The sequence below is a fragment of the Synechococcus sp. MIT S1220 genome, from assembly GCF_047303025.1.
Taxonomy (GTDB): Bacteria; Cyanobacteriota; Cyanobacteriia; order PCC-6307; family Cyanobiaceae; genus Parasynechococcus.
Window position 1 is genome coordinate 2,399,680 of sequence record NZ_CP138939.1, and the last position, 26,057, is coordinate 2,425,736.

General features: G+C 48.7%; 34 protein-coding genes. 22 read left to right on the forward strand and 12 right to left on the reverse strand.

What is annotated here, in order from left to right; all coding sequences use genetic code 11:
- The first annotated feature begins 39 nt into the window (after positions 1–39).
- The 5 genes from SIB64_RS12050 to SIB64_RS12070 all read left to right on the forward strand — a co-directional run bounded on the left by SIB64_RS12050 (position 40) and on the right by SIB64_RS12070 (position 3,359).
- Positions 40–360 carry a hypothetical protein gene (locus SIB64_RS12050; RefSeq protein WP_413440436.1) on the forward strand — a complete coding sequence of 107 codons (321 nt, stop codon included), beginning with the start codon at positions 40–42 and terminating at the stop codon, positions 358–360.
- Between the two features lie 618 nt (positions 361–978).
- Entirely contained in the window at positions 979–1,719 is a 741-nt protein-coding gene (locus SIB64_RS12055) for a calcium-binding protein (RefSeq protein ID WP_413440437.1), read from the forward strand.
- A gap of 359 nt (positions 1,720–2,078) precedes the next feature.
- A complete protein-coding gene (locus SIB64_RS12060; protein ID WP_413440438.1) occupies positions 2,079–2,333 on the forward strand; it encodes a hypothetical protein in 255 nt (84 codons plus the stop codon).
- A gap of 122 nt (positions 2,334–2,455) precedes the next feature.
- On the forward strand, positions 2,456–2,632 hold the full coding sequence (locus tag SIB64_RS12065) for a hypothetical protein (RefSeq protein WP_413440439.1): 177 nt from the start codon (positions 2,456–2,458) through the stop codon (positions 2,630–2,632).
- Between the two features lie 286 nt (positions 2,633–2,918).
- A complete protein-coding gene (locus SIB64_RS12070) occupies positions 2,919–3,359 on the forward strand; it encodes a hypothetical protein (protein ID WP_413440440.1) in 441 nt (146 codons plus the stop codon).
- Between the two features lie 917 nt (positions 3,360–4,276).
- On the opposite strand, the gene SIB64_RS12075 is transcribed toward SIB64_RS12070, so the two are convergent.
- Complete coding sequence (locus SIB64_RS12075; protein ID WP_413440441.1) at positions 4,277–5,017, reverse strand: calcium-binding protein; 741 nt, start codon at positions 5,015–5,017, stop codon at positions 4,277–4,279.
- 329 nt (positions 5,018–5,346) lie between these two features.
- The gene (locus tag SIB64_RS12080) at positions 5,347–6,468 is read right to left on the reverse strand and encodes a hypothetical protein (RefSeq protein ID WP_413440442.1); all 1,122 of its coding nucleotides are present in this window, start codon (positions 6,466–6,468) and stop codon (positions 5,347–5,349) included.
- Positions 6,469–6,484: 16 nt separating this feature from the next.
- Between SIB64_RS12080 and SIB64_RS12085 the strand changes: the two genes are divergently transcribed.
- Positions 6,485–6,676 carry a hypothetical protein gene (locus SIB64_RS12085; RefSeq protein ID WP_413440443.1) on the forward strand — a complete coding sequence of 64 codons (192 nt, stop codon included), beginning with the start codon at positions 6,485–6,487 and terminating at the stop codon, positions 6,674–6,676.
- Positions 6,677–7,007: 331 nt separating this feature from the next.
- Here the strand turns inward: SIB64_RS12085 and SIB64_RS12090 are convergent, their stop codons facing one another.
- Entirely contained in the window at positions 7,008–7,439 is a 432-nt protein-coding gene (locus SIB64_RS12090) for a hypothetical protein (protein WP_413440444.1), read from the reverse strand.
- A 254-nt stretch (positions 7,440–7,693) separates the two neighbouring features.
- Here SIB64_RS12090 and SIB64_RS12095 point away from each other — a divergent pair, with 254 nt between their 5' ends.
- The 3 genes from SIB64_RS12095 (at position 7,694) to SIB64_RS12105 (ending at position 9,367) form a co-directional block, all read left to right on the forward strand.
- Positions 7,694–8,146: a hypothetical protein gene (locus tag SIB64_RS12095; protein WP_413440445.1), complete on the forward strand. Its 453-nt coding sequence runs from the start codon at positions 7,694–7,696 to the stop codon at positions 8,144–8,146.
- Between the two features lie 275 nt (positions 8,147–8,421).
- Positions 8,422–8,685, forward strand: coding sequence for a hypothetical protein (locus SIB64_RS12100; protein WP_413440446.1), 264 nt, complete (start codon positions 8,422–8,424; stop codon positions 8,683–8,685).
- A gap of 16 nt (positions 8,686–8,701) precedes the next feature.
- Positions 8,702–9,367, forward strand: a complete 666-nt coding sequence (locus SIB64_RS12105) for a calcium-binding protein (RefSeq protein WP_413440447.1) — start codon at positions 8,702–8,704, stop codon at positions 9,365–9,367.
- Between the two features lie 197 nt (positions 9,368–9,564).
- Here SIB64_RS12105 and SIB64_RS12110 read toward each other — a convergent pair whose 3' ends face one another.
- Positions 9,565–9,759, reverse strand: a complete 195-nt coding sequence (locus tag SIB64_RS12110) for a DUF3104 domain-containing protein (RefSeq protein WP_413440448.1) — start codon at positions 9,757–9,759, stop codon at positions 9,565–9,567.
- Positions 9,760–9,858: 99 nt separating this feature from the next.
- On the opposite strand from SIB64_RS12110, the gene SIB64_RS12115 reads away from it, so the two are divergent.
- From SIB64_RS12115 to SIB64_RS12125, 3 genes are all read left to right on the forward strand, one after another.
- Entirely contained in the window at positions 9,859–9,999 is a 141-nt protein-coding gene (locus SIB64_RS12115; RefSeq protein ID WP_413440449.1) for a hypothetical protein, read from the forward strand.
- Positions 10,000–10,281: 282 nt separating this feature from the next.
- Positions 10,282–10,476 (forward strand): hypothetical protein, encoded by a 195-nt coding sequence (locus SIB64_RS12120; protein WP_413440450.1) that lies wholly within the window; start codon positions 10,282–10,284, stop codon positions 10,474–10,476.
- Positions 10,477–11,045: 569 nt separating this feature from the next.
- Positions 11,046–11,510: a hypothetical protein gene (locus SIB64_RS12125; RefSeq protein ID WP_413440451.1), complete on the forward strand. Its 465-nt coding sequence runs from the start codon at positions 11,046–11,048 to the stop codon at positions 11,508–11,510.
- A gap of 469 nt (positions 11,511–11,979) precedes the next feature.
- On the opposite strand, the gene SIB64_RS12130 is transcribed toward SIB64_RS12125, so the two are convergent.
- Both SIB64_RS12130 and SIB64_RS12135 read right to left on the reverse strand, forming a co-directional pair.
- On the reverse strand, positions 11,980–12,297 hold the full coding sequence (locus SIB64_RS12130) for a hypothetical protein (RefSeq protein WP_413440452.1): 318 nt from the start codon (positions 12,295–12,297) through the stop codon (positions 11,980–11,982).
- A gap of 653 nt (positions 12,298–12,950) precedes the next feature.
- Positions 12,951–14,489, reverse strand: a complete 1,539-nt coding sequence (locus SIB64_RS12135) for a flavin monoamine oxidase family protein (RefSeq protein ID WP_413440453.1) — start codon at positions 14,487–14,489, stop codon at positions 12,951–12,953.
- Between the two features lie 84 nt (positions 14,490–14,573).
- On the opposite strand from SIB64_RS12135, the gene SIB64_RS12140 reads away from it, so the two are divergent.
- The 3 genes from SIB64_RS12140 to SIB64_RS12150 all read left to right on the forward strand — a co-directional run bounded on the left by SIB64_RS12140 (position 14,574) and on the right by SIB64_RS12150 (position 16,321).
- The gene (locus tag SIB64_RS12140; RefSeq protein WP_413440454.1) at positions 14,574–14,717 is read left to right on the forward strand and encodes a hypothetical protein; all 144 of its coding nucleotides are present in this window, start codon (positions 14,574–14,576) and stop codon (positions 14,715–14,717) included.
- Positions 14,718–14,823: 106 nt separating this feature from the next.
- On the forward strand, positions 14,824–15,117 hold the full coding sequence (locus SIB64_RS12145; RefSeq protein WP_413440455.1) for a hypothetical protein: 294 nt from the start codon (positions 14,824–14,826) through the stop codon (positions 15,115–15,117).
- A 625-nt stretch (positions 15,118–15,742) separates the two neighbouring features.
- Positions 15,743–16,321: a tetratricopeptide repeat protein gene (locus SIB64_RS12150; RefSeq protein WP_413440456.1), complete on the forward strand. Its 579-nt coding sequence runs from the start codon at positions 15,743–15,745 to the stop codon at positions 16,319–16,321.
- A 1,854-nt stretch (positions 16,322–18,175) separates the two neighbouring features.
- On the opposite strand, the gene SIB64_RS12155 is transcribed toward SIB64_RS12150, so the two are convergent.
- From SIB64_RS12155 to SIB64_RS12165, 3 genes are all read right to left on the reverse strand, one after another.
- Positions 18,176–18,319 carry a hypothetical protein gene (locus SIB64_RS12155; RefSeq protein WP_413440457.1) on the reverse strand — a complete coding sequence of 48 codons (144 nt, stop codon included), beginning with the start codon at positions 18,317–18,319 and terminating at the stop codon, positions 18,176–18,178.
- A 60-nt stretch (positions 18,320–18,379) separates the two neighbouring features.
- Entirely contained in the window at positions 18,380–18,592 is a 213-nt protein-coding gene (locus SIB64_RS12160; RefSeq protein ID WP_413440458.1) for a hypothetical protein, read from the reverse strand.
- Positions 18,593–19,688: 1,096 nt separating this feature from the next.
- Positions 19,689–19,922: a hypothetical protein gene (locus tag SIB64_RS12165; protein WP_413440459.1), complete on the reverse strand. Its 234-nt coding sequence runs from the start codon at positions 19,920–19,922 to the stop codon at positions 19,689–19,691.
- A 368-nt stretch (positions 19,923–20,290) separates the two neighbouring features.
- Between SIB64_RS12165 and SIB64_RS12170 the strand changes: the two genes are divergently transcribed.
- From SIB64_RS12170 to SIB64_RS12195, 6 genes are all read left to right on the forward strand, one after another.
- Positions 20,291–20,488 carry a hypothetical protein gene (locus tag SIB64_RS12170; RefSeq protein WP_413440460.1) on the forward strand — a complete coding sequence of 66 codons (198 nt, stop codon included), beginning with the start codon at positions 20,291–20,293 and terminating at the stop codon, positions 20,486–20,488.
- Between the two features lie 165 nt (positions 20,489–20,653).
- Positions 20,654–21,046: a hypothetical protein gene (locus SIB64_RS12175; RefSeq protein ID WP_413440461.1), complete on the forward strand. Its 393-nt coding sequence runs from the start codon at positions 20,654–20,656 to the stop codon at positions 21,044–21,046.
- A 290-nt stretch (positions 21,047–21,336) separates the two neighbouring features.
- Positions 21,337–22,128, forward strand: coding sequence for an ATPase (locus tag SIB64_RS12180; protein ID WP_413440462.1), 792 nt, complete (start codon positions 21,337–21,339; stop codon positions 22,126–22,128).
- A 2-nt stretch (positions 22,129–22,130) separates the two neighbouring features.
- The gene (locus SIB64_RS12185) at positions 22,131–22,949 is read left to right on the forward strand and encodes a metallophosphoesterase family protein (RefSeq protein ID WP_413440463.1); all 819 of its coding nucleotides are present in this window, start codon (positions 22,131–22,133) and stop codon (positions 22,947–22,949) included.
- Complete coding sequence (locus tag SIB64_RS12190) at positions 22,946–23,665, forward strand: phosphoesterase (RefSeq protein WP_413440464.1); 720 nt, start codon at positions 22,946–22,948, stop codon at positions 23,663–23,665. Before SIB64_RS12185 ends, SIB64_RS12190 begins: the two co-directional genes overlap by 4 nt.
- 389 nt (positions 23,666–24,054) lie before the next feature.
- Positions 24,055–24,522, forward strand: coding sequence for a hypothetical protein (locus SIB64_RS12195; RefSeq protein ID WP_413440465.1), 468 nt, complete (start codon positions 24,055–24,057; stop codon positions 24,520–24,522).
- A 352-nt stretch (positions 24,523–24,874) separates the two neighbouring features.
- Here the strand turns inward: SIB64_RS12195 and SIB64_RS12200 are convergent, their stop codons facing one another.
- Positions 24,875–25,096, reverse strand: a complete 222-nt coding sequence (locus SIB64_RS12200; protein ID WP_413440466.1) for a hypothetical protein — start codon at positions 25,094–25,096, stop codon at positions 24,875–24,877.
- Between SIB64_RS12200 and SIB64_RS12205 the strand changes: the two genes are divergently transcribed.
- Positions 25,091–25,213, forward strand: coding sequence for a hypothetical protein (locus SIB64_RS12205; protein WP_413440467.1), 123 nt, complete (start codon positions 25,091–25,093; stop codon positions 25,211–25,213). The genes SIB64_RS12200 and SIB64_RS12205 overlap by 6 nt on opposite strands.
- Positions 25,214–25,282: 69 nt before the next feature.
- Here the strand turns inward: SIB64_RS12205 and SIB64_RS12210 are convergent, their stop codons facing one another.
- Entirely contained in the window at positions 25,283–25,684 is a 402-nt protein-coding gene (locus SIB64_RS12210; RefSeq protein WP_413440468.1) for a phosphoribosyltransferase, read from the reverse strand.
- A 73-nt stretch (positions 25,685–25,757) separates the two neighbouring features.
- Positions 25,758–25,886: a hypothetical protein gene (locus tag SIB64_RS12215; RefSeq protein WP_413440469.1), complete on the reverse strand. Its 129-nt coding sequence runs from the start codon at positions 25,884–25,886 to the stop codon at positions 25,758–25,760.
- Between the last annotated feature and the right edge of the window lie 171 nt (positions 25,887–26,057).

The following is a 26,057-nucleotide window of genomic DNA, read 5'->3' on the forward strand; positions in this document are numbered from 1 at the left end:
CGTAACGTTAATGTCGAATACGAGCCATTGATGAGCCATTTGCGTCTTGCACTGATCTCTGCCGCTTCCTGCTGCTCCGTTTGTGTAGCTGTCGCTCGTCCCATCATTGGATTTCATGGCATCTGCACTTTCAACGGCGTTTCAGAGGCTTGTTTCGTCCGGGAGAACACTGAGTCAATCGAGGTGACCTACGCCAGTGACAACAAGCGTGTCATCTATTGGAAACCTGCTTCTGGTGAAATTTCAGTTGAAAGCGACGGCAAGGTTTTTCCCGCTACGTGGCAGGTTGATCGAAAGAGGGACTTGACCATCTTCCGCACCCAAAACGGCGTCACTGAGATCCCCCATCGCAAACCCTAAAACTCACGCTGACTAGCCCCGACCCATCGCTCCGCTGGGGCTTGGCGCTCACGGTTCGGCCATTCTCTGTCATTCCCAGTAGGTTGAATCCAAACAGAACCCGCTACGAGGTAGAGCAAACCAGTAGCTCGTCGGGTTCATAACCCTGAGGTTGTGGGTTCAAGCTCCATCCTCTCTTGTGAAGTATGGATCGACTACCACCTATGCAGTTTCTGGAGCCAGCTCCATTCCCTTTTGCCATATCGGTACTTGAGGGTATGCGCCAGTGTGCTGCTCAGCAACTTTGTCAGACGGCTGCTGAGAGGCCACCTTCTTGGTTCTGCGACGTATCGACATAACCCTGACGCAGGACCATCGTCATTTTATGAAGGCCCGTTTTAGGCCCAGCCATTTTCGATTTTCAGGTTTAGCCCTTTCATACCAATGAATTTGCAGAAAGGGTCAACACATTGGAGTCGTGGGAAAACCAGTCGCTTAAAGGTTTTTGGCAGCTGTGACCAACCTCACAAGCAGCGCTGACGCAGGTCATCGAGTGAAGCAGTGATTCCGGAGATGGTGTGTTCATCGGCGGGGGAGACCTCCCACCACATCAATCACACATCCACAAGCTTCAAAACAATGGCACGCGAGTATTTCACCCTGACCAACAACAACGATGTTCACCGTTCCACTCGGAACAATCCTGAAGGATCTCAGATTTACACGCTCAATGGTGACGACAAGGCCTGGGGTTCCGATGGCCCCGATCTGATCTGGGGTGGTGATGGCAAGGATGCCCTTTACGGCTATGCCGGTATTGATCTACTGCGGGGCTTCCTTGGTAATGACTTCATGATGGGTGGTGACGGAGATGACCGCCTCTATGGCCACCTGGGAGACGACAAACTATGGGGACAGAATGGACATGATTCCCTCGATTGTGGTCCAGGCAATGATCGAGGATATGGAGGCAGTGGCAATGACTATATTGATGGTGGATATGGAAATGATTATCTCTCTGGAATGAACGATCATGACACACTCAAGGGTGGCCATGGTGACGATATCCTTTCCGGCGGCAATGGCAATGATCGCTTAGAAGATGTCGCTGGAACCACAACATTTTGGGGTGGACGTGGTGCTGATGCTTTTGTAGTCAGCAACAATCAGCGCAACAGCACCGTTCGTGACCTTAGAGATGTTGGCGACAAAGTGATCTTCCAGAATATTTCAGATCCCAGCTCACGGTTTGATGGCAGTGATTTTGTGATGATGAGTGATGGCGAAGTGGTTTGCACCGTTGAGAATCTTCTTGACCGCATCCATGCGCGTGAGGCAAGATTCGTTGGCGGAGGGGAAGTGGGATTTGAAATTATTTAGATCCTTCCTTACTTAACGCTCTAAGCGTTACAGAAGCCGGGGCGCCTGAAGTTCATTCGATGAACTGAAAGCCATACAACACTCTTTCAGGGAAAAGCAGGGCAGGTCGTGTGGTTCCTGATCAATCCCCCGGCAGAACAACACCTATCACCAACCTCGCCTGCAATGGCGGGGTTTTGCTGTCCCAGCCTGTTGAAGCACTAGGGCATGAACCAGGTCATCACAGCCGGCTCATGCGCAGATGAACCTTTCTGAGGCTTACATGCGACCTGCAAGAGGGAAGCAATACCCACCCCTCAGTTGGGTTGAAATTTCCTGCCCCTGTTCCTAAAACCTATCCAAAACAAACTCCAACTCTGATGAGAGCTGTTTTCACCGCAGTCGTCCTTGCTTCGTCAGCCATCGCCACACCGGCCCTTGCCCAAAAAGAAATCCCCAAAGCTCCTGGTCATGACCAGTGCCCAATGGGTTACGTGAACACCCTCGGAACGACTTGCGTCTCCCCCATCTTTTACGAGGTGGCGCCCACCGATGGTGAAGCCTGTAAAGAGGGCTGGATGAACATCGGCGCCGGGTACTGCAAGAAGAAAAAGGGGCCTCTCGGCATCCTCTGAGCGTTAAGGTCAATTCCTGACGACGACATCCAATCAATTGATCCCGAGTCACCTTCACTAAGTTGGTGGCTTCGGGGCCGAAAATTCTTGTGGTGAACACTCATGGCAATCACGACTGAACCATGCCACCGACAACCGCATGGCCCTGTATCTACGTGAAGAGCTGGTGGCCGCATGAGGAACCAACGAGCCTGATCACTTCAAGCGATTGTCTTGAGGAGTACAAGACCATGGAAAAGCTTGGATTGGATGCGTTGCAGCTGGACTGGCTCAACTCTTTCCTGACTGAAGAGGAGTGAGAGGCTGGTTGCTTGGCACTTGGGGGAGAGCCTTTAGAGCTTCTGGGGGATAGGGCAGCAGCGAAGGCCACTCGAATGGGAAATCCACTGGGTTAATGGAGAAGAGGTCACCCAGATCATCAGTTCAAGCGGCGGTTGATCTATTCTACTTATTGAGTCGTTGAACAATCAGGTTTAGATTATTTTGTTTGCTACGAAACCTCCAATCCTCCTAGGTGCGCTGCTCCTTTTAGTATCACCTGTTAGTGCTCTGCCGACAAGGCTTTTGTGCTCCGAAACTGATGGAGTGCACTTCTATGAAGCAGATGAGCTAGAGGAGCATTTTGGTTCAAATAGAGTTGAACGACAAATATGCGACCCTGATGAGCTTTGGGATGACGATTGTGCAGCAATGTCCATTTATGGAGAGAATGATCCGTATACCATTGAGTTCAACTCAATTACAAAAGAAGCCGTTGTAGAGCGTGGCTCAGAAGTCATGTTTTATACTATCCAAGAGACAAAAGATCAAATTAAGTTAATCAGGAAAAGGCGGCCGATTGGTGAAAGCACTTATCAAAGTACTGGTTTTCAAGAATTTCATACTTATAGCATTTCGATTGAGAAGGATTCTTTAGCCTCTGTATATACTGCCATTTTTGATAGAACCGACTGGGGCACAGTCATGGAAGGTGGTATTTTGTATACCACGATCATCAATGGTTCCTGCAAGAATCACCCTTTGTAAAATCAAATCATCACCTAATTGCATTACTCTTGATGATATTTTATCTCAATCTGCAAGTGAGGCGGGATATGCAATGCAATTGATGAATCCGTTTTTGAGAAAGCATTGAACCAATGAAACTTCAAATCCTTTAAGCAACTCAGGGGCATATTAAACAAAATAAATGTGCTTAATTGTGATCCATGAACAAAATTGCCAATCAACATCAGACTTCATCGACAATCCTGTTTGCCTTAAAGACCAAGGTGTTATCCTTGCCAAACTTCTCTTTTTAAAATTCATCCCTATCAATCCTATATTCCGTCTTCAGCTTGCAAACAGTTACTGACGAAACCAGAAAATCATCTGAAGCTGATTTAAGCATATGAAGGAATGAGCTGAACCTTAGATTCGCCTCTAAATTAGATTCATGAAATACCTACCCCTCCTTGGAGTTTTGCTCCTCTCAGTTGCTCCTGTTTTTGCTGTTAAACCTGAACATGGATATGAGTCAAGACTCAAAAAGCCTTGGTAGCCAAAGCCAGGAACAAGTTTCAGATGTCATATAGATCTTAAAGAAAATGGTTTATTCCTATTTAAAGAAGTTTTAAAAAAGAGTGAAACGAGTTGGGAGTTTTTCCCCGTCCTCAGCCTAAGCGCTTTGAATTCCTTGAAGACAAAGGTGGTGCTTGGGTAGGCAGTGTGGATAACACCCGGCTTGTTCTAACTCAGATCGGCATCTGTCATTACTGATTCCTGAGCAGCAATCTCCCCGCATGCACTACAGGGAAGACGACCAATCAAGTCCAGCGAAGTGCAGATTTTATAGTCAACCTTCATCTAGTCATTCGATTCAATAGTCATAAAAAGCCCCAGCAGAAGCAGGGGAAGGTGTGGTTTATGAAGAAGGTGATTCAATACTTGGATTCATCCGGCTTCTAAATGCCATCAATGATCAATCGGCCTCCCCAAGTATGTCTAATTATTCCATCAAGTTTAACTCCTCTAAGTATAGCCAATAAATCATCACCCTCCATAATTGCGGTGTCGCTGCCACCGTTTACCCCATTCAGTATCCAATCCGCCTCAATCGGAATGATGTCATCGCCACTGTTGAAGTCATTGATAATGTCGTGCCCTGTGCCTGGAACAAGATGGAATTCATCATTACCGAGTCCACCTGTAATTTGATCTTTACCTGAACCTCCAATCAACGTGTCATTGCCTGAACCGCCAGCAAGGATATCATTTCCTTCGTGGCCAGTAAGGAGGTCATTTCCTTCGCCGCCTTGGAGCACATCAACGCCTTCATTGCCCCACAGAATGTCGTGGCCTGAGTCGCCATGCAGCACATCATTTCCTTCCTCGCCAATCAGTACATCATGGTCTTCGTTGCCGTGCAGGTGGTCAACGCCTGAGCCTCCGCGCAGCAGATCAATACCTGCGCCACCGTACAGACCGTCATTTCCTTCACCGCCAAATAGTTTGTCGTTACCTCTGCCGCCAAACAGCCTGTCATTACTTCCTTCGCCGAAGATTTTGTCGTCGACATTTCTCCCAACGATCTTTTCACTATCGGATGAGCCCTTGAAATCCCCGATGTGAGACCATTCAATTTCAATTGTTTTCATGACTAATAACAAGTGTTGGGGGAATCTCTTCCCGAATGCTTTCACCATCTCAGCTGACTTTTTGACGTTCTGGTCATCTTTTGGTCAGCAATTAGAGGGGGTTTGGTGAAATACAGGTGAAGCTCTCAGCACTGCTGGTGTTTTTCGCTAAAAGCATTTCTCTGTATGGGATTTGAGTAACGCGGCACTGCCGAGCAAATGATTCGAATTCGTGACGGGAACGAATGCCTCAGGCTGACGTTGACGGCGTCATGCCGCCTCGCAGCTGAATCACCCTCCTCCAAAAGCTGATCAAAGTGGCATCAGCTGGGGGCGTCAGGGGCACCGGTGTGGCGCAGCTTCCATAAGGAGCCGTTCCCCATCGTTGTCTTGAATGATTAAGGCGTATTGGGCCATCGGCAGCGCATCAGCATCCAGCTGATCCTGCGGCTCTCCCAGGCCACCAGCCAGCGTTGGTGACGACGCAGCTCCGGTTGAGGCTCCGGCGATTCTTCGGGGAACACGGTTGCCCAATCAGCAGCTCCCCAAACCTCTTGGGCAAACGCGTCGTTGCTGGCTCGGTAATGGGCGCGGATCTCGCGATAGAGCTCTGGTGTGAGTCCGCTGAAGCGTTGTTTCGGCCACCCGTAAAGGTTCGCCGTTGCCTTGAGCAGCCGGAAGGCCTGTCTGCGGTGCAGAGGCTCGATCACGGCCTGCCCCTTGGTGGTGAGACGGCATTGCACCGCCAGAGCTGTCTCGATGGCCAGGCGTCCGGGCTGTTCATTGATCCTGGGCAGATCCATCCAGTCCGTTGCTGGGCCAGCACCGATCACAGACAACAACTGTTCAAAGGGATCAAGAGATCTGGATCCGCCATAAGGGATGAAGTGTGCCGATGTCGTCGCTTTGCGACGGATCCAGCCGAACAGCCTCTGGGGATCGCATTCACCACGTTCAAGGGTGTGCCCCATGATTTGACGGGCGTAGGTGTCAAAACGGCAGTTCAGACCGAATTTCTTGACGTGCTGGGTGTACTGGGAATTGAGATAGCTGGGTTGATCGCGCAGGAAAGCAATCAAGGTCATGCTGCAGCCCTGCCTGTGAAAGGCGTCGATCAACCAGTCGCCGAGGCAGCGGTCTGAATCCGATGGTTGGCGCGTCAGCAGGTGGGAGAGCACCTCACTGGACACAAGCAAGGCGTTGTTGTTGGCGCGAGCCTGATCAAGCTTCGTTTGCCAGGGCTTGAAATCCCTTTTTTTAACAGCTGGTTTGAGCTGATTGTCGCGGTCTTTGTAGAAAGTGATCCGGTGCTGCTGCAACATCTGGCCGTTGGCCTCAAGCCGTTTCTGGATGGCTGTCGAGCCGGTTTTGTGCATGCCAATGTGCAAAAAAACCCGCGTCATCGCTCGCCAACCTCCCGACTGCGCACGTGAGTTTCGCAAGGTCGCTTGCACCACGCCAATGCGCTCTGGTGGCGTGCTGAAACACTGATGGTTCAGCTTCTGCCGAAGGCGCAGCACCGAGAAAAGAGGGCTGATGCAGGGGTATAGCCCGGTTTTCTTACGCCTTGAAGCGAAGATTGATAGCGCACCACTTTGGGGTCGTGGGGGTCATGGATCCGCTGTACTCAGCCTCTCTGCTGCATCACACCAGATCCTCACCACCAACACGAACCATCCACACCACAGAGGAATAGAACTGCTCACCAAACAGGCTGTGATCTTCTGAATGTCGAGGACAAAACAACCTCACACCACACACAATCACACCAGTTAATCGAATGATTAATCTCACTCAACTTCAAGAGCACCAAGCATTCGATGCATTGACTGATGAAGAACTCGAATCCGTGGTTGGTGGCAGTAGGCGCTGTATCCGTGGGTTGCATCCTTGGGCATGGAAAGCATCCATAGAGCGTCACCTTACTAATGACTTAGAGCGCGCATTGCCAGATGGGGGGGTTTGCACCTGCACCGGTTCAGAGAAGTTTCTGATGCCATAGAACGTTTAAACGCACCATCCGGTCAACAATGGCTGGATGGTGCGCCTTGGCATCCTGCTATCGCTTGTACTTTTTGCAAATCAATGAATATGTTTTCTCTCTGTATTTGTCGTCGTCAGCTTTTATCTCAATGCTGATTACGTCGCTGGGGTTATTTCCGTTGGCAAAGTCCATAAACCACTTGTCATTGCGACGGAACTGAGTCTCCTCGCTTGCATTTGGGAAAATTTCAGCAAGCACGCCTTTTGAACAGTTAATTCCAACATTGTAGGGCTTATAAGCTTCCATGTCTTCAAGATTTTTGACCCTTTGCAGAAAGTAAATCCAGTTTTTTTTGTAATTAATTGAGTCTACATCTACTTGCATTTGTAAATTTCTGGAATTGCTGATTTTATCGGTATCGACCCAGGTGGCAGCAGTAGCTGGTACGGCCAGGACGCATGAAGCTGCCAGGGCTCCAATGGAAATGCGCAGTGAATTCCGGATCATTGATCAAATGTTCGGCAAGGCCGAATCGTTTTTAAACCATTCATAGCTGCTTTGATGCACCTCTTGTCGATTCCCGATAAAACTTACACAAACTTACCCGACAGCAATGGCGGGGTTTTTATTGCCTATTTAAACGTGTGACTAAGATCACAGCTGCAGATGATTGCGGTCATCACTTGGGTCGTTGATTGTGGAGATGGTGTGTGCATCGGAGCAGACGCTCCTGATGTCCTTGTCCAAACGCACTAGACGTCATGAATGACGCCCAAAACACTGAAAGCCAAGAGCAGAGCCTTGATGACGGCATGGATACACATAACCATCCATCGATCGCTGCAAAGTTTGTTCTAAAGCAAAGCCTTTGTATAGGAGCAATCGGTTGCTTGGTCGCGACTGCCCTGGGCACTGCCTATGCATGCGATGAACCCCATTTGCATCAAACAACACTCTCAGCGGGTTTTCTTCGCGACTGCGCTGGGCAAACGCCGGCATCAGTGGCCTCCATCAACTCAGATTGCCCGAATGTGCAGCAAGGCTTGATTGGCAGCGGATCAACAGTCACTTTTCTACAGGGAGTAAACCGAACTCTTTCAGGGCAAAAAGGTCTTTGGTATGAGGTACGTGTCGTGCATAATCAATCCACTCAAAAAGCATCTAGCAATGCGCGAGAAGGTGCCATTGGTTGGCTGAGGGCAAACAAGTTCTGATTACAAGCTCTGTTCGAAATCCATCCTCTTCGCTGACTCAAAAACGAGATCAGCAATCAATGGGTTCGGCGCCCGGATTGACAGCCAGTTCTATTGCGAATTTGACTAAAAAATGTTGCTAGCGTCAGTGAATCACTGACAACGCCCAGGCCGTGTTCCTGGCCGGGGCGTTGTGATTGCCGCTAAACATCTTCAGACAAAATCTCACACTCACCACCCCGTCAGCAATGGCAAAGGTTTTTTGTTGAGGGGAACCTGGCTACTAACCCTTCCAGATGGATCAACCAGCCCTCAGCCATCATCACTCCTTAGGCAGTACATGGATGCTAGCTCGGATGGGTGGTATGTCTCCAGGATCTATTGGTGAGATAAAATATTCTGCTCAAAGTCATCAGCTTGCTAATGTTTCAATAACAAGAACTCGAATTGCTGGATTGATGGCTTTAAAGCTTCTTGAAAATGGTATGCCATTCAAGGTTCGTACAAATCTAAAGGGCTTTAAAAAAATATGTGACGAAACGAGGCCTTATCCAGAATAAAGGGGTCTACCTGGACATGTCCAACGATAATCCTCTAGAAGATATATTTGGTTTAGGCGACCATACACTTTTGACGGCAAAAAATTCTTTAAATGAACCGATAACTTCTCGTTCATTTGTTAATTACTGGATTGCTGCTCCTCAGGCAAGTTCCGATTTCTGGGCCATGGCTGGATGGGACGGTGACGATTTTATTCAAGGCACAGATGCTGCAGAAAATGAGATTCATGGTTTTGGTGGTGACGATAAAATGTATAGCTACAAGGGTGATGACATGATCTTCGCAGATGCAGGATCTGATATTTTGAGCAGTGGCCTTGGAGACGATACATTGGAAGGAGGTGATGGTAATGACAGTCTTTTCGGCGCTAAAGGTGACGACATTCTTAGAGGAGGACAAGGAGACGACCTTTTGATGGGCGGTCCAGGAATTAATACTTTGGCGGGTGGACAAGGTGCAGACCGTTTCGCTCTGCTGAAAAGTGCTGAAAACCTAATCTTCGATTTCGACCCTTTTGGGGGCGATCAACTTCTGGTTCGGAGCAAGGATATGGCCAAGCTTAAAATTTTACCGCAGGGTTCCAGCTTTATTCTTGATTTCGGCCAAAGTACAACCAATATATTTTCCAGGAAACTCCTCACTACTGACGACATTATGGACGCGATCATCTTGCGTAGATAATTACTTTTATGCTCATTAATATCAACCTCCGAGCACGAACAAACTAATCTTTTACGGTAGCTATTTATCACTGTCGTCTGGTTTGATCTTAGTTCCCGTTCGATTCTGGAAGCCTGAAGGGAGCGTTGATGTTGTCGCTTTCGATCTCCCGGCAAAACAACTCATACGGATAATAGCCCCGCCAAGTGCGGGGTTTTTTATCGCCCTGGATCGCACGGAAGGATGTGGCTCACCAGATCAGCGTTGACCCAGCGGATCACGCCTGAATCCACATCGGCGATCTGGAACAGGATGTGGATGCTCGGGTCACGAGCAGCTCCGCCGCCTCTCCGTTGGATTACTGGCTTCTGCTGTTGCCATCGTCCCGCTACCGCTGAGAGCACAGGATTCATAACCCTAGGTCGACCATCCGGCTTTTAACCGGCTGGACCTTCACGCCCGTGCGCTTGAGCTCGTGGGTTCGAATCCCACCCACTCCGTTTTTATCAAAGGTGCAGCACCGAAAAAAGCAGCCTGCTGCAGATCTACCGAGGGAGCGAAACCCTCCCTCGCCCCTAACTGACACCGTCGGTTCGAATCCGACCCTCTCTGCTGAGTTCTCCGGCGTTGTTCATTTCGATCAACTTGCTTGAACCTCCAGCCAAGCCATTCGACGCGCCAGTTTCAGGTATTAGCGAGCGTTGACAATGAACCGACTGTTTAGAAGGCAATTGCTCGATTCAATGGGGTGATCACCGTCCAGGAGGCGCACCACTTTGGGTTAGTGGGGGTCAAGAAAGACCTGCCGTTGAACGGGGTTTTGGTCTCTGTGACCAACCTCACAGGGACTGCTGACGCAGGTCATCAAGTTGAGCAGGGATTCCGGAGATGGTATGTGCATCGGAGGCGGAAACCTCCGCAACCCACAAAAAGCAATGACCAGCGCACTGACTCTCGATCAACTGCAATCAGTTAGCGGTACGGGCACAGAAACCCACTGGAACCAAAAACTGCGCAATGCAAAAGGTTTCTATAATATTAAGCAGCTAGCGAATACTGGGAAGCTTGTTAAAAAAATGAAGTATGTTCCTGGTCAAATGTATATTACCATCCCTGGCCAGATGTACTGATAAAAATATCTAGAACTACAGAGCCCCGCAAAGTGCGGGGGTTTTTATTGCCCTGGAGCAATCCCCTAAACATGGGCAATGAGCAGCAATAAAGATCACCCGCATGGGTGATGGAATCTGAAAGTGAATCAGCGATGGTATGTGCATCGGAGGAATGACCTCCACACACCCAATCAATCAATCAAATGAAACTCATTACTTCAATCGCTGCCGCTGCTGTTATCGGCACTTCATTCATCGCACTTAATCCTGCGAGAGCCTCACACATCACACGTGAACCATGACCAAATCAGTGAAGCATCGTCGCAAATCACGTAATCCTCGCTTTTATCGCAGAGACGACAGTCATCACAATGCAGTGGGGAATGTATCAGGATTAAGCAATTCTTGGCATTGAGCCAAAAGCAATAGCTTTGCATTTATAGACAACCTCTTGCGTCACAAGCCCTAGCTGGATGAGACTAAATACCTCCGCAGAATCGCATATATTCATGATGACATTTTTTCATTGATAGTCTATCGTTACAAAAACAAGTATCAATTCAATGACTTTGTCTCCCAATCCTTCAATGAAAAGTCGCTGGGTGCGTGTTGTTTTTTCTTCTATCACTGGAACAGCATTGACTGTTTTGGCGATCCCTTATCAAACATCAGCTCAGCAAGTTTATTTCGATAATGAATGCAAAGCCACAACATATGCTGTGATGCAAAGGGGGGGAGCTTTTCGCGTTGATCACACCTTCCAGGTTGAAACCAAAAAAGGGAACCATGTTTTTTACGCTGCTCGTTACGGTGACGGGAGCGGCTTGTTTTGCATCTACAAGCCAGGCAGCAAAAATGCAAAAAAGATTTCTGTCCCATTTCAAATGGGATTTTTCAACAATGTAATTCAGAAAAACTCTAAGACCATTGAGATTGAAATCCAAGATGGTAACGGTTTCAACATTCCGGTGACTCTCTATCAGTTGAAGTTTAAAAATCCTGTCAAACCAAAAGTCAAACCCATTCGAACGTGGATTGGAAATACCCGTTAATAACACAAACAGTAGGGCCAACGCTCTCAAGCTTGCAGATCCCACGAGATTGGTTGAGTCATAGCGCCCACAGGTCAATTGCCCTGCCAGCGAAGATATTGAGGAAAGGACAGTGCGTGTTCTCGTCGCGATAGCTCAATTGTCCAGCGTTTCATCGCAAATCGCTATTCCTGTAGCCAATCAACAGCTAGGAGATGGACTATGTCTATGGATTGAAGATCCGGTTCAACTTGCCAGACCGCGATTTTGATGTAAAATAGGAGAAAGGATTAAAGGAAATAGAGCAAAACTTACCTTAATCTATTCTTAGCCCAATGCAAATTAAATCATAGTCCAATCTCAACCCATTCTTAACGTTTAAGTGCTAAAATATTTGCCTTAAGAATATTTCAGCATCCTACAACTTTGCACTCCTTTATAACTAAATACAGGCCGTCCCAGTCACTAAGTCGTGGGTGGTCAATCTCCATCACGAGCATTGACCCTCACGAACTAATTTTTCTTTTGTAATCGTGTTAAGGCCCTTTCCATAACCGTCATCGCGCAATCTTCCATAACCAACCTGCCTTTCGATCGATTCATATGTGGCGATCTCCTTGTCGTAGATCGCTGTTGAGCGTTGCAGACAATCCTGATCTATCTCCTGGTCCTCAGAGATTAATGGCTTTGGAAAGATGTTGTCAGAACGATTGGTTTCCGGCGCAACACTAGGCTCACTTGTTTGAAATTTTCTAGCATCTTTTATGTAAAAGAATGCAGCGGCTACCAAAAGCAACATCGGAACCAACCACGAAAATTTCAAGTGCATAATTTGCCGCCCCTTTCACCAAGACAAAAGAATCATAAGTTGGTATATCTAGTCAATCACTCTCCCCGCCACTTGGTACATCACCAGAGATTGATGGTGCTCGACTTGGGACCTGTCCCAGTAAGTAGGTTGCAGGGTGGCCGATCGAGCACGAGGCCAGGGCGCAGTCAATGACCCACCTTGCCTAGCCGGGGTTGAATCGATCAATTCCTAGTTAATTGAATTCAGACAGAACCAGCTACGGGGTAGAGCAGTCCGGTAGCTCGTCGGGATCATTAACCGAAGGTCGAAAGTTCAGATCTCCCCCCCGCCACCACATCACAAGGCCCCTGGAACCACTGGTTTCAGGGGCTTTTGGCTGTCACTATCTAGAGAGTTCGGTACTTCACAAGTGGCGATGCATCCTGCATGCCATTCCCAGGTGTCAGGCATTCGACCCTGATTTCACCGTTTAGAGGACTCCCCCCCTGGACTCTGGAAACCCCCGATCTGACATGAAAAGAAGGTTCACATCAGCACATTTACGGCGCCCGCGGCCGGGTCAGATCAAAAAGCGTCTGGGGACAACGGGTTGATGACCTGAAGGCCCGGCGCTGTTCGTTCCGCCCGCTGGCAGGCGCAGCAATGAATGACTACAAAACGGCCGTGACGGCGGCGGCAGACTCCTCACCCGCCAGCAAGGCACCGTGGATATAACCCGGCCACGCTGTACTGACTTCGGTTCCTGCCCAGAAAATGCGACCCACCGGTTGGCGCAAATGCTTGCCGAACTGGGTCCAAGTTCCGGGAGTGTAAAAGGTTGAGTAAGCCCCGCCGACCCAGGGGTTCGCTGGCCAGTTGCCCTCGTGATATTCGAGGACGCCACTACGGGCCTCGGGCCCTAGAAGGGTGGCAAGATCAGCCAGCACGGCAGCTTGGCGCTCAGACACAGGAGCAGCGCCATAACGCGTCGCCGCCTCGCCGGTCAAAAAGGTTGCCAACACGCCAGGGCTTCCGGGCCGTGGGTTGGTCGAATCGGCAACCAGCTCAATGGCGTCAAGATTTCCAATGGCATTTCCCGAGAGGCCGCTAGCACGCCACCAGGGCGAGTCGTAAACGACAAGCGCCTTGATGATGGCCCCCATCGGCGAGCGCTGAGTCAGCTGGTCACGTGCCGCCGGCAGCGGCGGGTCGTAATGAATACGCCCAGTGAGATGCGGCGGCATCGCGACAATGACGGCTCGACCTCGGTACGTCCCCTTGGGCGTGGTCACCGTCACGCCTGAGCTGGTGTGCTGGATGAATAGCACCGGCTCGTTCATACGAATCGCCTCAGAGGGCAACGCGGCTGCAAGTCGCGACGGGAACTGCCCTGCCCCACCGTCGAACAGCAACGCTTCAGGCGTTTGACTCTGCGGCGACACGCGCTGCGCCCAGGCGAAGTGCAGCATTGACGCCGAGCCCGATTCAAAAGCGCCGTTACCGCCCCAGTTGCGTGCAACAACGTCTGTCCACCAGGCCGCCATCGGCGTGCGGGCATGGCGCTCCAGCCATGTGGTGATCGTCATCGTGTCGAGCGCGCGCGCATCTGGATGGGTCCATGGCGCGGCGGGGTCAATCGTTGCCGCCAGGGCCTCGATCTTTCGCCAAGTGGCAACGACGTCATCACGCTGCTCTCTCGGTACGTCGAGGTCGGGCCAGTCGCTCTTCAGCGCGTTGGCGTTGTACGGGGTCGATGGCCAAGCGTGGTTGTGCCGACTTAGGCGACCGTCATAGAGGAACGTGTCCTTGCCACCAACCGGCACTGGGAAGGTGGGAATCTTCAGCTCGCGCGCGTAGTCAACTGTCTTGGTTTGGGTGAAGCCCGCCCACTGACCTCCGAGATCAACCCATCCGGGCGCGGCACCAACGGCCCCGCGCCCTTTTTGTCCGACCTCGACCCGCTGGAGGCGCCCGCCGATCCGTTCTTGGGCCTCAAGCACCAGAACATGGCGACCGTCTTGAGCTAAGCAGCGCGCTGCCGTAAGTCCTGAAACACCAGCACCGACAACGATCACGTCGACGATGTCACTGCCTGTGCCACCAGGGTCAGATTTGCGTTCCGCAGAAGCTGGCTTCGCACTTGTGTCACTACTCGCGATCACACCGCCGATCGCCACTCCGGTGGACAACAGAACATTGCGACGTTTCACCGGCCTTTGACAGCTAAATCGAAATTTAACTACGAGTTATGTGTTTTACATGGATGGGAGAGAGCCCTGAATCGGCAACGGCGCATGCAACGGCGCATCGGCAACGGCTACGACATCCATCGCCTGGTGCCCGGTCGATTGGCAGGGAAAGAGGTTGAACCGATGACGATCTGCACGGAATCTGGTGAACCACAGGAACCCATTTTCGATGGCGAAACCCCGGCCTGATGGGGAGGGGGAACGTGTGGAGTTCACTTAAAAGGACCATCCTTTAGTGACAGGGGTTTGGAGAATCTGGTGCCTTCTCATAACCCGAAGGTCGAAAGTTCAGATCTTGCTCAGCTGGAATCAGGCGACTGGTAAGAGCACAGGATTCATAACCCTGAGGTCGACCATCCGGCTTTTAACCGGCTGGTCCTTCACGCTCGTGCGCTTGAGTTCGTGGGTTCGAATCAGACCCTCTCTGCTGCTGGTGCAGCTTGGTGGCACACCACTTTGGGGTCGTGGGGGTCGTGGATCTGCTGTAATCAGCCTCTCTGCTTCATCACACAAGATCCACACCACCAACACGATCCATCCACACCACAGAGGAATAGAACTGCTCACCAAACAGGCTGTGATCTTCTGAATGTCGAGGACAAAACAACCTCACACCACACACAATCACACCAGTTAATCGAATGATTAATCTCACTGAACTTCAAAAGCACCAAGCATTCGATGCATTGACTGATGAAGAACTCGAATCCGTGGTTGGTGGTAATAGGCGTTGTATCCGTGGGTTGCATCCTTGGGCATGGAAAGCATCCATAGAGCGTCACCTTACTAATGACTTAGAGCGCGCATTGCCAGATAGGGGGTTTGCACCTGCACCAGTTCAGAGAAGTTTCTGATGCCATAGAACGTCTAAACGCACCACAAGGCTTGCATTTTCCAATACTGAATCTAGCCTCAACTCATGCAAAAGCCACATACATGGTTTAAAAGGCTTATCTGTGCGGGTCAGTTGACGTTGATTAGCATAATGATGTTTGGTGTCCTAAGCATATTTTTTGAATGCTATAAGGGGAGACATCCTCCTTATCGCGAAGTACCTGAATACTGTTCTGAATAAGTTAAGCAGAACCTTTTGTCAAACAAAGATTACGAGCATCATCCCGTCAGGAATGGCGGTGGTTTCTGTATTTGCAGATCAGATACAGACAGGGATCGTCAATAAGGGCTAGAGATGGAGTAGGTACATGCTGCAAAGGATGCCTCGCGTTACAACTGCCTTTGCTGCTGGCTTGGCCTTGTTCCTGCCATTAGGGCGCCCGCTGATGGTTGGGCTGACTCCTGTATTTGGAATTGGCGCAGGGTTGCTGTCAACACAGACGGCACAAGTACAAACCATAATAAGCCTTTATGACTCAGGATTAGATAAGTTCAATATCGGCGATTATCAAGGAGCAATTTCTGATTTTAGTAAAATGATAAAAATAGATCCTCGGAATCGTTCTGCATACTATGCTCGCGGCATGGCAAAGTTAAACACAGGGCAATATAAAGGCAGCATTAAGGATTCTACTAAAGCGATAAAGATTGATCCAAATTTTGCAGGCGCCTATCTAGTGCGTAGTCAAGCAAAGATGGAGCTAGGCAATATTAAAGGGGCCATAAAAGATCTTAATAAAGTAATCAATTTGGATTCCAAAAATGCCTTTGCATACAGAGTTCGTGGTCTCCATAAAGAACAATTAGCAGACCTTGAAGGTGCTTGTGCTGATTGGAAAAAGGCAGCGGAATTAGGTGATAAGTCACCTGTCGCTGACTGGGTAAGAGATCAGTGCTGACACCTGAAGCTGTGTAATTTCAACTCTTTCAAGGCATTCCCCCGTCAAAAATAGCGGATTTTTTAGTCAGTCTTCTTCCAATCGTGCGGTCAAGTCAACAACTGCCATCCTCACTAACTTGGTCATTCGCACATTCTTATCAGCAGACAATGCTCGTAATTTTGCGTGCATACGTTCAGACATATCATTGGTGAATCTAACTCTTGATTCCCGAGATTTAGGTTGCTTTTCAGGCTATTATGCGATATTAACACGTCATTCATGGATTCAAGCAGCACGATACAAGTGAAAAGTTCCAGCACTGATCGGAATGCGCATCGATGCAATATGGTCAGTGCATTTACATTTTTAAACCATGCTTGGCCAACAAAAATAGCTTTCTTGTAGGCTCGCTATCCGTTAATTCTCCATCCAGGGATACCATCACAGCTCCTGAGTGCAGTCGCTCCACAATTTATTTAACTGCATAGGCGTCTTCAGCGAGAATCGGTTTGTAACCTGCGGCACCATCGGGCAGCTCGCAGTAAAAAACCTGATAACGATGCATTGGCCTTGAGTGACGATCCATCTCGTAGCTATGGGCCATGGTATTGATTCAATCAACAGGATTTCGACGGAACACGATCATCCTTCTTTTGGTCTATGCGACTTGGCTGTTGTAAGCCTCGGGTTGGCAGCTGTTAAACGCTTTAAAGCTCCGCTAACGGTCAAAATTCGAGAGTGTTGTCCGGCACTGGAGATATCTTTATAAATTGAGGAATAGGGAAAGATATCTGCCCTCTACAGAAATTCAGTCCATGCGGGGGGTTAGAGTGCTTCTAGCCAGTCACGATGTCCTACGGCTGAAGATGGTAAAGCTGTTATTGGACAAGCAAGAGCCCTTCTCGGCAAATATTTTCCTTCGCGGATAATTGAGCCAATAGGTTGAGCGTTAGTCAAGAACAAAATCACAACAGAATTATTCCAGGTATTCATACCGTAGTCACGTCGACTCTCAACTGTGAGTAACAAGTCATACGGATATTGCACCTCCTAAGACGACCGCTACCTATGGTAATGATCACCTGCGTTGGCTGGCATCTGACACAACATCTAGACCATAATAAGAGAGAGACAGATCGCTCAAGAATCTGCTATCCAAACCGGGGCTCGTTAACTGATTATTTTTTTAAATTCTTTGGGTCTTTAAAATATACATTTTCGACCAATTCGTCAATCATTATTTGACATGTTGCTGATTACTGCGATTCAGACTAATTGCGGCCTAGGCATTAATGTGAATTGGGTTGATAAGAATCAAGCTTTGCGTAAACGTTTCAAAGGCTCTACAAGTGTCTTTTCTGCATCTCGTTGACCGTGTTTCCCAGCCCATAAACGGACTTGTGGTGCCCTGACAGGAGGGATTGGCTGCGAGTCCATCGGCTTAACAAGAGAAGCCTTTTGTTCAATTAACGAGCGAAGGTAGCGGCGATGTTGTGGGGAAGGTTCTGGCACAAGCCGATCTCATTGCATCTGCGTGTTCAATCTCACATGGATCAGGTGGATTTATATCCCCCAATTGGGGGTGGGGAGTATTGGCGCTTTCTCCACATTGGCAACGTAATCAAACCAGCCAAGGGTGCAGTTTGAACTAATTATCAATATCTACAAGACGTCTTTCCGAATAGTTTCTATCTATCAGTTTCTCGACCTCATAATCTAATGTGTGTGTAACCATCTGCCGGCAAAGCAGTGCCAACAACATCCCCCGCAACTTGATTCATGATCACGAAAGCGAATGTAGCTAAGAAACAACATTCAAGCTTGCGCAAAATCCAGGCAATAGCAGCGAGAACTACGAAAAATCAGAATCTCTTAGTTAAAGAAACCGAAAACCTGTTGAATAATTCCTTGACCAGTGAGCCATTCAGTGGCAAGACCAATAGTTAAACCAAGCATGGCCAACCTGCCATTGAGCTTCTCAGAAAAAACCTTTGTAGGGTCGGGAGTGTTAGGCATGATGGAACTGGAAACCTTGTAAATGTAAAGACTTGTAAAGCTGCTCGGTCGCATCGTTTTTTACAGCGCTCTGTACCAATATGGATTGGTTTTGGTTTTGTGAAGCGTGGCCGTGCCCAAGGCGGGGGCAAGCACTAGGCCGAATCTCGCTCCATCAGCACTCCCTGCGCCCAGCCCAGCACCAAGGCCTGCACCCGCACCAGAACCAGCTTCTGCTCCATCGCCATCACCCGAACGTGACAGCTGACCGCGTCGTCGCCTGATCGAGGCCAAAACTAACTTAAGGCCATCGAATCCCAAAAACTGTTTGGGCAGCAAAACTCCGACTTTGATTCCTTCAATGACAACAACACTCCATTCCTTCTCCCAACAATCTCATGACTTAGGAAGATGATTTGCTGACATAGACAAACCTTGACTCTCTCCAACCAATACCGGATTGCAACAGCACGGTATGGGCTGTTGCAATCAAAACAATCTGGTTGAAAATCAATGGATCAAGAGAGACACACAACAACCAGTCAGACGAAAAGGCAAGTACTGTCAGACTCTCTGGCCCTAAATACAAAGCAGAAGAGCTAATGTAGGGCGATGAGGCTTAAACGACAGTCACCAACGAAGCTTGATCGTAAACTAAAAGCCAGAGTGTCAAAATACGACGCTATATGGCAAAATCTAATTAATACCAACAAAGATCTACATATAACTAAGCTGCCTGTGCGAAATCTGCAGACTTGATTACAGAAAACCCTGCGAGAGGGTCTTGCTCACCAAGAGCAATAGCACGTGCCCTCTCATAAAAAACGCTATCCGTCTCTCCAGCGGCTTCGCAATCAACGGCAATCCGTGCCCAGTTGTTAATTTCCGTCTGATCCACGAGAGCAACGTAGCTGAGCCAATAAGAGCGCGGGAAGGACGATCAAGAGGTAGTAACCACGACAATGGCTGCCCACATGTCAGCATTTGGAGGCAATAAATCAGCGACGCGATCACATAGGCCGAGGAAAAAACACTAAGAAGCACTTGATGGACCCAACATCCAAGAAAAAATCATAGGTCTATATTGAGAGAAAACCCTTCAAATGAGCTCCTTACAATACCCACGCGGAGCAGTCAAACAAGGGAGCAAATAGACCCTTGCGCTCTTTTCTTTGCCAAGCATCAAGCAGCGTTAGAGTTCAAAAAATATAAAATATTAGGTAAGAGCCACTACCATAAAAGACAGATCACAACAATCGGCACCATGAAATTCAGCTAAATAAAGTGAAAAGCTCCAGATTCTTAACAAAAGGACTGCTGATCTAAATAATAAAACGACAACAAGTACATACAACTCGCAAAAACATCGATGCGGAGCTCTTCAGGCAGATCAAACACGTGGAATCTGCTTGGCCTGAAAATTCCAATTGGTTTCATCTTCAAGCCACAGCTCCCACATGTACACTTTACCGTCAGAAACCATGAGTTTCCCGCCAAAACCAGCTGGGGCTGCTTGATAGACATCCATCACATCAGCAGCGGGGTCTCCATCGCGCGTAAAAATAGAAACAACTCTTACCCCTAGTCTTTGCGATAGATCCTTCTTAAAATCATCTATTGTCATAGAAAATCAAACAATAATCTTCTATTTTAATACAAGCTAGACAGCCAACAGAAAACACCAATAACGCGAAGGCCAATTGCAAAAAGGCAACAAATCAAAAATCAACGAATTCGACCAATAAATTGATATTGCCAATTACAAGCAATTAAAAAACTTTAACAATATAATCCAAAGATAGAAACAGAACAAGAGCGGCTACAAGTCACATTGACCAAAGCAATACCAAGCCAGAAAGTTTTATTCAAGAAAGCAAGACAGGATTGGATGTCGTTGATACTGTTTTAAAAGCAAGGCCCAGATAAGTGCTCCTTGGTACATCATTCACTAGCGCACCGGTGCCACAGAAGAGGAGGAGCTTTTAACAACCGATGAAATTTCGTGTTCAATGCTTTGAAACAGAGCAGCAGCAGTGGCAAACGGAAGCTGAGATCGAGCGAGAGCTACCTGCCTATGCGTTGGCAAGAAGCAAATCACTTGGACGAGGCGTGTTGTGTCGCCTTGTCTCACCAGACGGAGGGGTGGTGAGTCAAGTCAATCCACTGATCGACCATCCAACACTGCATTAAGAAGCTCAGGCAGACACGGTCGCCACCGAACAATGGTTCAAAAACAAAGGAATAGGTCCACGTTCTCCGAAGAGATTGATGCTTAGCGAAGAAAAGTAAAAGCAATCACTTGAGCGACTATTAACGATCCAAAATCAAATCTACCTGCAGGAGTCGATCGGTCAGATGAGTAAGCGCTTGGCTGAAATACGGACTGCGAGCCATCTAATGATTGAATTAATAAGACAGAAATGGCGAAAATCCTTAAACCAGTACCCAATAAGAGGTGATTCAATGTCACCATATTTTCAGGCTATAAACATAGAAGAAATAGCTGGCAAGACATTCAACCAAGATTACTTTAGGAGAGTCGATTTATATCCACAAGGAGAATCACTGAACAATCAAATTGGCTTAACGGCTCTGATTGATTCAGAAGGCAAGATACTACGATGGGAAATTTTCCAACATTATTCAGGCTGCTACCCCTTGACAAAAGAAACTTCGGAAATCGAATTGAGCGCAGAAGAAATCAGAAACTATCTAAATTACTGGCAAGAAACCAGTAAAAAGAAATAGAAACTTGCACGTTGAGGTTAGGTGTCATGAGTTGCGCAGGCAACCACTGAGCTAGCGAACATCAAACCAAGGGAGCTGTTCTGGAGACCTGCCTGGTCAAGAGGGCGTATCAATTAAGTTAAAACGTGTGGCGAACAAGCCCCGAAACACTGGACAAAGGCAGCGGGGTCGACGCAGAATGAGAATGATTCCCATTCTCGCATGAACGGCTTGGAGGCTGAGCCAAGTTGCACCACCCCATTCTCGAGGAGAAGTGCCATCAACAAGCGTCTCCATTGCGGTGAAAGGTTATGACGCAAACCTGGCTGATTTCAGGGCCACCGGGATGTGGCAAAACCAACTGGATTCTCAACGCGCTTAAATCTCACGCAGGGCCGTGTGGATACCTGCGGCTTGAAGGGGGAAGCCGACCCGGCCTTGAACAAGGACGCGATTCAAGCATCGATTGGAACTGGCTAAAAGATCAGATTCCGCAGTTAACAGATCTGCGCTCCAATGAAGACTCAGGAGACTATGAACAACATGAATCAACGTTCAAGATTGTTGAACTCTCACAGTTTCAGACATTGCGAGGAACTGAACCGGATGGAGTCAACACCATAGTCAAGGCACAGCTAGAGGAGCTGAATCTGAAACCACAGCGAATCAGACATTTTGGCGAGGACCCAGAACTCCCTAAGGGTGACACGCTTGACTACAACACCCTGGAATCATTGAGCATCAAGCTGAACCAAAAAGTTTGGGATCCAAACAGCCTCAGCAGTTTCTGGTTCGAACTGGTGAATGGTGCCTACGGTGATGTCTACAGAGCGAAAGCACTGATGAATCTGCCAGATGGACGGGCCTTCTATTGCAACTGGATCGTGACACAGAAAGGATCACAATTTCTGCCACTCAATGCTGTTGAACAACCGAATGGTCGTCCCAAGCGTCAATCGGCATTGGTGCTGCAAGGTAAGGCTCTCAACGGTCCAGACGTCCAATCCACAATTCATGACTGTCTGCTGAATGACGACGTCCTGGAAATGCACCAAGCGCAGCGACGAAGTCAACAACCAAACCCTTACCAACCGGCTCTTTGATCATGGCCCATGCAGTGATTTCGTGTCTTCACGCCAATCTCGCCGCCGTTGAAGCGGTGCTGGATGACATTGACCAGCAGGGAATCGAAACCATTACCTGTCTCGGCGACCTCGTGGGGTATGGCCCCCAACCCAACGAAGTGGTGGAACTGGTGCGGCAGCGCAACATTCCAACCTGCCAAGGATGCTGGGATGAAGACATCATTGATGGCCTCAACGCCTGCGAGTGCAGTTACCCCTCACAGCTTGCCGAGCGGCGTGGACATCGGGCGCACCACTGGGCAGCTGAACGAATCACAAAGGACAACAAGGATTTTCTGGCGGGGTTACCCATGACCCTGCGAAGGGGACCCTTTCTGTTCGTGCATGGAAGCCCTAACAGCCAGCACGAATATCTTCTTCCTGGCATGAGTGCCTTCGCTGCGCTTGAAAGAGTGGAAAGCGCGAAAGCAGACACCCTATTTTGCGGACATACACATCAGCCGTATGTCCGCGAATTGCGAGATGGTTCGATCCGAATGAAATTAGAGAAGCCAGGTACAGATCAATCTGTAGAACAGGAAATTACGTTGCCAATACGGCGCATCGTCAATGCAGGATCGGTTGGTGAACCTCGCCATGGCAATACTCATGCCACATACGTCATTCATGATGAAATCAACGAAAAGGTGATCATCCGCGAAGTTCAATACGATGTAGCCAAAACATGCCAAGCCATTATTGAGCAAGGCCTACCCGAAGTGTTCGCTTGGCGATTGAGCCATGGCTTCGAATATGCCGAACGGGCAGACGACGCAGATCACGTATGTGAGCGGTCATGAAACGCTGGGCTCTGATCAGTGGATTGCACGGCGATCTAGAACTGTATGAACAAATTCAAAATGACCTAAAACATCAACGATCCATAGATAGTTTGTTTGTTTTGGGTGATTTGATAGGCCCTGATCGAAACTGTGATGCTTTGTTGGACCGAATACGAAACCCAAAACGCAGCGACATTAAACCGGACTGTGTCTACGGCTGGTGGGAGGAACAGCTACTCGCTGAATGCGGATATCGAGGCGATCGTAGGGCTCAAGCACTTCGCATGAGCGATGGGGAAGAAGCAGTCAATCAATTGATGAATGCTGTGGATTCAAGTCATGTTCCATGGCTCGCCTCATTGAAATTTGGCTTCATTGAATTGGATTGTGCCTTGATCCATGCCAGTTCAGCCGATATTGGAGACAAACTAACTCCCGAAACGTCGCCGCTCATCCTTCTTGATCGACTAACGCGACTCGATGTCAACCGATTGTTCACTGCCAAAGGAGGTCAGCAGTTTCGTGTGAAACTAACAGGTGGAACCATCCAATCACACATTAAAGACCATGAAGGGATGCAGAAAGCAAATCACGCTGTACCCAAACGGAGCGTAATTGGGATTGGACAACAAACGGCTTACACGCTGTATGACCCTGCCACTGACCTGGTTGAATTTATGGAAGCCGGTGGCAAGGCTCCAACCTCAAAACGACAGGGGTTAGGGTTCGCTTAACTAGCAACCAATTGAAAAAAGAAGAAGATCTGGCAGCCAAAAGGCAACATTAGTCAACACCAACAAAATTAAAAGCCATCATAAAAACCGAGAACAATTAAAATCGAAGGAAAAATAGTTAACAGTGTCAATCACCAAATCTCTGCGGATATGAAATAGAGCCATTCACTAGAGCCATACGCCTAGATAAAGCAGATTCAAATGGCCCAAACAGATTCCTACAGAAACCACAACCGTTGTGAGCCAATGTGCTGTTTTCCAAGATCTTCCGTTAAAGCTGGAGTGACCCCGACATCCAAATGCTGATTCATGGTCGAAGACTGCCATCAGCATCAAAGCTGGGCAGAATTGATAGGACGCGTGAGTTTGCAATGACAAAGCGGTTGAGAATGGGATTCATCTTGCTCATTGGCTGCATTTTGATGTGTTGGGGTGGCGACTCGGCATTGGCTTGCATCCAAGGATTGGATTGGGGGATGACGGTGGATGAAGTAAGTACACACCTGGGAAGTCCACTCCCTTCAAACAGCAGCCAGTCAATGCGATTTTCAACGAAAGGCGTGCTTTTGGATCGATTGCCCGTCTCCCTAATGACCGTCGAAGTCGACCGTTCTGAGGGGCTTCGTGGCCTTGCCTATGAATTTTCCATCGAAGACATGTCTGAAGTCTTGTCGGGCCTAAGAGCTCGACATGGGCAACCACTGACCACAAGTCAGGACGACGCCAACTCCACAGAACAGATCTGGGTGTGGAACACGGGGGAGGACCTCATCACCGCTGTAAAGCGAGACACAAGCAACAATCAACAGTTTCTGATTTCCTATCGACCGAGTCGCTTAAGGCCGGAAACACTGTGAATGATGATCAGGGACAGACAGACGCTGCCCCCAACACCGAATCAGCAGGGTTGAAAGCAAAGGGTAAAACAATATTTTTGTCATCAATATTTTAAAACGAAGCCAAACAACGTTCAAGCTTATCAGGATTGTGTTCAATTAATCCTCTAAACCGCGCCACCGACAAGCACTCGGTCATGGATTTGACCAACAATCAGGCCAGCCCCAGACAGGAGGACAGGACAACCGCCTGAGAACGAGACAACGGGCATTACACTGGCCCCTGGACAGGCAGACCTCAGACGTTATGAAGGGCATTGACCGATAACAAGGCTTGCTGAAAAACGAGGTCCTAATAACTGCGTGGCATCGATCAGACCAACGCTGGTTCAAACGCCATCCAAAGCGCATCGTCCGATTCAGAAGCGAAATCAACGGTGAATTTGATGCCCTGCGAAACGAAGCTCGTGAGATACCGCAGTATCGACCAGCTGGTTTCCGAGCCGATATTCAGTTGAATTGTGTCGCTGTTGTTGACCTTCAACGACTTGCGGGCTGCTTCAACGCCCCGGAATCCTTGCGAATCAGAATGCAAACGTGTGCGATTCGATCCGATGCGATGCAGAGGCTGGTGGGTGATGAATTGGCTGAAGCCGTAGCCGCGGAATTGCTAACAATGATGCAAATCGAACAGATCGATCAAACGGCCTGAGGCACAACATCACAAGCCAATGTGGCTGAATGAAGCGAGGCAGCAAAAAGCCAAACAGAATCAATATCTTTAATCACAACTCATTCCTCTCGATTGTCTGTAACTCTGTTCATCAGCCGAAGCCTGGTTGAGCTGACTCCAGGGGAAGACGACCCACTCCTGACTGGAGAACACCTCAGCTGCAATCCACCATTCTGGAGGTGACTTACTGATCCAAACAGCAAAGACGGCGTCAGGCCATTCCTCATGAAGAGGGTTGAGGGTCTGTCCGGTTTCATAAACATCATCAACGATCAAACAGCCGGCCTGCGGAGTGATCAGATAAGGCAGCTCAAGCGCGTGACTCAAGGCCACAGCAAGACAGAGTCCACCTCTTGGAACGCCATAAATTCCAGAAAAAGACTGGGGAGTGAGGCGCTGGGCCAGAGTTGCGACCGCAAGGTCAAACTGAGCCCATGAAAGCTGCTGCATTCAAGAAGCATCGTGAGTATTTAACCCTAAGCTCCTTGGAATAAGACCCGCAAACATTGAGCAAAGCCTGGTCTTAGAGGTAGCTGACCAATTCAAGATGGTGAGCCATGCCCATGAAACCGAGCACGAGGAGCGCGATGGATACAAACGACAATCCCATGACGACTTCGTTGTGGCGCTTTCTCTCGTGGTAGGAACGCATAGCAGAATCAGGAATGATTTGCAAGATAAACGGAAGACGGAATTTCATTCAGCGAAAACATAAAACGTTTCAGCACCACACGAAAATTCACAGAGAGAGAAAAACAAAATCAGTAAGTATTTCAACTCAACAAGCGGGCAAAAAAGCAAGCGAGGTCGTGGTGTCTCGATC